A 3,952-nucleotide genomic window follows, 5' to 3' on the forward strand; every position below is an offset into this window, starting at 1 on the left:
CCGCCCGGTTCGAGTCAGGAGCAGATCCAGCAGGAGAACGCGCAGGCGATGCTCGACTCACAGGACCAGGCGACCGCGGCAGCGCTCGCGCAGCTCGGTATCGCGCCCACCGGCCGTTCGGTCGCGGTCGCCGGGGTCCCCACGGGCTCCCCGGCCACCGGCAAGCTGATGCCGGGCGATGTGATCGTGCAGGTCGGTGGGGTGGCCGTGGCCAACCAGGGGGAGCTGCGCCGGCAGATCGGGAAGGTGGCTCCGGGCCATCCTGTGACGGTCACCTATCGGCGCGACGGAAAGACGGCCACGGCCACCGTCACGACCCGGGCCGCCACCGACGACCCCGCTCGTGCCATGATCGGTGTCACCACGACGGAGAAGCGGACCTACCCTTTCACGGTTCGTATCCGCATCTCCGATGTCGGCGGGCCGAGTGCCGGGCTGATGTTCGCGATGGGCATCGTGGACCTTCTCACCCCCGGCGCGTTGACCGGAGGAAAGATCATCGCTGGCACCGGGACGATCACCTCCGCCGGTGAGGTGGGACCGATCGGCGGTATCCAGCAGAAGATCCTCGGGGCCAGGGCGTCCGGGGCATCGATCTTCCTGGTCCCCGCGGGGAACTGCGGTGACGCCCGCGCGATCGACTCCGGCGGTCCGCGCCTGGTGAAGGTGGAATCGCTGGCGGGCGCGCTGAAGGCCGTCGAGGCCCTCCGGGCGAATCCGGCCGCGGCGGTGCCCTCCTGCTGAGCGCGCCCCCAAGCGCGCCCCATCCGCGTGCCCGGTGGCGCTGTTGTGCCCGGTGGCGCTGTTGTGCCCGGTGGCGCTGTTGTGCCCGGTGGCGCCGGAAGAGGGCGGGCGGCTGCCGTGCGCCGCCGCCCGCCGGGTCGACTCACTGGAAGGTCGCGAGCAGCCCGTCGACGAGGTTGTCGGCCAGATCCGGATCGATGACGAGTTCGTCGTCCCCGCGGACTCGCAGGCAGGACGCGTGCAGCCCGCTGCGGGTGACCCCGACGGCGAGGCGGACGTCCTGGCGTTCGGGATGGTTCGCCGCCCAGTACTCGATCTCGTGATCGGAGTACGGAGCCTCCTCCTCCGCGCTGGGCGGCAGGACGACAAGCTCGGTGACCAGCACGCATCCGAGCACCTCCGGCGGCCATCCGATCCCCGCCAGCACCTCGTCGAGCCGCCCCACCGGCAGCGGTTCCTGCTCGACCGGGGTCAGCGACCCAGGCGGGGAGTCGCCGATGTGGGGGGCCAGCGCGGGTTCTCGCGCCAGCAGGTCGGCGGTGTCGGCCAGCGCGTAGACCTGGCTGGGCTGATCCCACCCGGAATCGGCGACGTGCCGCTCGACCTCAAGTACGACGGAGGTCAACTCCGTGATGTTCGGGCTGTTCACCGACCCATCCTCTCCGATCTCCCCCAGAGCCCCTGGCGTAGGTTGCCGTACTAGGGCGGTACGCGTCCCGAATCACCGAATCACCGACGCACGGAGGAACCTGTGGCAACCACCAGTCGCCGCCCGGTGCTGACCCGCACCAGGGTGCTCGTGCCGGTGCTGCTTGTCATCGTCCTCGCGATCACGATCATCGCCATCTTCGCCCGGCTATACACTGACCTGCTGTTCTACCGCTCGATCGACTTCAGCAGGGTGTTCACCACTGTCCTCTACACCCGGATTTTGCTGTTCGTCCTTTTCGGCGTGGTAATGGCGATCATCGTCGGGACCAACATCGTACTTGCGTACCGGCTACGGCCGCCGCTTCGGCCGTTGTCGACCGAGCAGCAGAACCTGGAACGCTACCGGTCGGTGATCGAGCCGTATATGCTGCTGATCTTGCTCGCGGTCACGACGCTGTTCGGCCTGGCTGCGGGTCTGTCCGCCGCCGGCCAGTGGCGGACGTGGCTGCTGTGGGTGAACGGCGAGTCTTTCGGGACCCCTGATCTGCAGTTTCACCGGGATATCAGCTATTACGCGTTCAGCTATCCCTTCCAGCGGTTCCTGCTCGGCTTCCTGCTGAGCGCGGTGCTGCTGTCGTTGCTCGTCACCCTGCTGACCCACTACCTGTTCGGCGGAATCCGGATGCAGACCACGGGGGAACGGGTGACCCCGGCGGCGAAGGCGCACATCTCGGTGCTACTCGGGCTGCTCGCCCTGCTTAAGGCGTGGGCGTACTACCTCGACCGGTTCGGCTCGGTGTTCTCCTCGCGCGGGGTGGGGACCGGTGCGTCCTACACCGATGTGCACGCCGTGCTGCCGGCGAAGCTGATCCTGCTGTTCATCTCGCTGGCCTGCGCGGTGCTGTTCATCTACAACATCTTCCAGCGGGGCTGGACGCTGCCGCTGCTCGGCGCGGGCATCCTTGTCCTGTCCTCGGTGGTGATCGGCGGGATCTACCCGGCGATCGTCCAGCAGTTCCAGGTCCGGCCGAACGAGGCGACCCGCGAGGAGCCCTACATCGCGCGCAACATCGCGGCGACCCGGGCCGCCTACGGCATCCAGGACGTCGAGCCGCAGGATTATGCCGCCAGCACCGACGTCACCGCCCAGCAGGTCGCCGCCGACACCGGCACGGTCCCCAACATCCGTCTACTCGACCCCAGCAAACTCTCCCGGACGTTCCAGCAGCTCCAGCAGTTCCGCGGCTACTATGGTTTCCCGCCGACGCTCGACGTCGACCGGTACACCGTCACAGGGGCGGACAAGAAGTCGACGACCCAGGACTACGTGGTATCGGTGCGGGAGCTGAACCAGGCCGGGCTGGGAACGCAGCAGCGCAACTGGATCAACGAGCACCTGACCTATACCCACGGCAAGGGATTTGTCGCGGCGCCGTCGAACACCGTCGACGTGGGGCGCCCCGACTTCGATCACGGCGTGAGCGGTTTCCCGCAGGACGGTACCTTCGGTATCAAGGAGAACCGGGTCTACTTCGGGGAGATGTCGCCGTCGTATTCCATCGTCGGCACCAGGCAGATGGAGATCGATGGGCCGGGGCCGGGAGAAACCCAGGTCACCACGACCTACCAGGGCGACGGTGGGGTCTCGATCGGCTCGACCTTCCGTCGGGCGCTGTTCGCGCTGCGGTTCGGGGAGAAGAACATCCTGCTCTCCGGTGACATCACGAAGAACTCCCGGATCCTGGACGAGCGAAACCCGCGGGACCGGGTGAGCAAGGCAGCGCCCTGGCTCACCCTCGACGGAGACCCGTACCCGGCGATCGTCAATGGCCGGGTGACCTGGATTCTCGATGGTTACACAACCTCCGACGGCTATCCCTACTCCGCCCGGCGCACCCTGGGTGACGTGACCGCCGACTCGGTGACCACCCAGAGTGGCAACCGCACCCGGCAGGCCTCGAACCAGGTCAACTACATCCGTAACTCGGTGAAGGCGACAGTGGACGCCTACAACGGCACCGTCACCCTCTACGCCTGGGACGAGTCCGACCCGGTGCTACGGACCTGGATGAAGGCGTTCCCGGACACGGTGAAGCCGAAGAGTGACATCCCGCCGTCCCTCCGAGCACACTTGCGTTATCCGGAGGACCTGTTCAAGGTCCAGCGCGATCTGATCGGGCAGTACCACATCTCCAACCCGCGGGACTTCTACTCCCAGGAGGACTTCTGGGATGTGTCCGACTCGCCGGATGGAAGCGGGCAACCCCAGCCGCCGTTCTACGTCTACAGCCAGCTTCCCGGGCGCAAAGACCCGTCCTACAACCTCACCTCGCCGTTGATCTCCGCCCGGTCCTCGAAGCTCGCGGCGTACATGGCGGTGTCCAGTGACCCCGCCAACTACGGCCGGTTCACCCTGCTCAAACTGCCGGCGGGGAACACGATCAACGGTCCGGTCCAGGTGCAGAACGCCATCGAGGGCAACGGCGACGTGGCCAAACAGTTGTCACTATGGCGCAGCGGGGGAGCGACCACGATCGAGGGCAACCTGCTGACCCTG

Annotated in this window: 3 protein-coding genes; 2 read left to right on the top strand and 1 reads right to left on the bottom strand. The window is 67.1% G+C overall.

Going from position 1 to position 3,952, the window contains the following annotated elements; translation table 11 throughout:
* Window positions 1–744, top strand: a 744-nt coding sequence (locus tag AC08ON_RS16305; protein ID WP_476617274.1) for a YlbL family protein, incomplete at its 5' end; no start/stop codon positions are given.
* A gap of 142 nt (window positions 745–886) precedes the next feature.
* On the opposite strand, the gene AC08ON_RS16310 is transcribed toward AC08ON_RS16305, so the two are convergent.
* On the bottom strand, window positions 887–1,393 hold the full coding sequence (locus AC08ON_RS16310; protein WP_011438157.1) for a PPA1309 family protein: 507 nt from the start codon (window positions 1,391–1,393) through the stop codon (window positions 887–889).
* Between the two features lie 102 nt (window positions 1,394–1,495).
* Between AC08ON_RS16310 and AC08ON_RS16315 the strand changes: the two genes are divergently transcribed.
* Window positions 1,496–3,952 (top strand): UPF0182 family membrane protein (locus AC08ON_RS16315; RefSeq protein WP_476617275.1); only part of this gene is annotated, 2,457 nt, incomplete at its 3' end.

Source organism: Frankia sp. CoWAU3 (assembly GCF_977971855.1).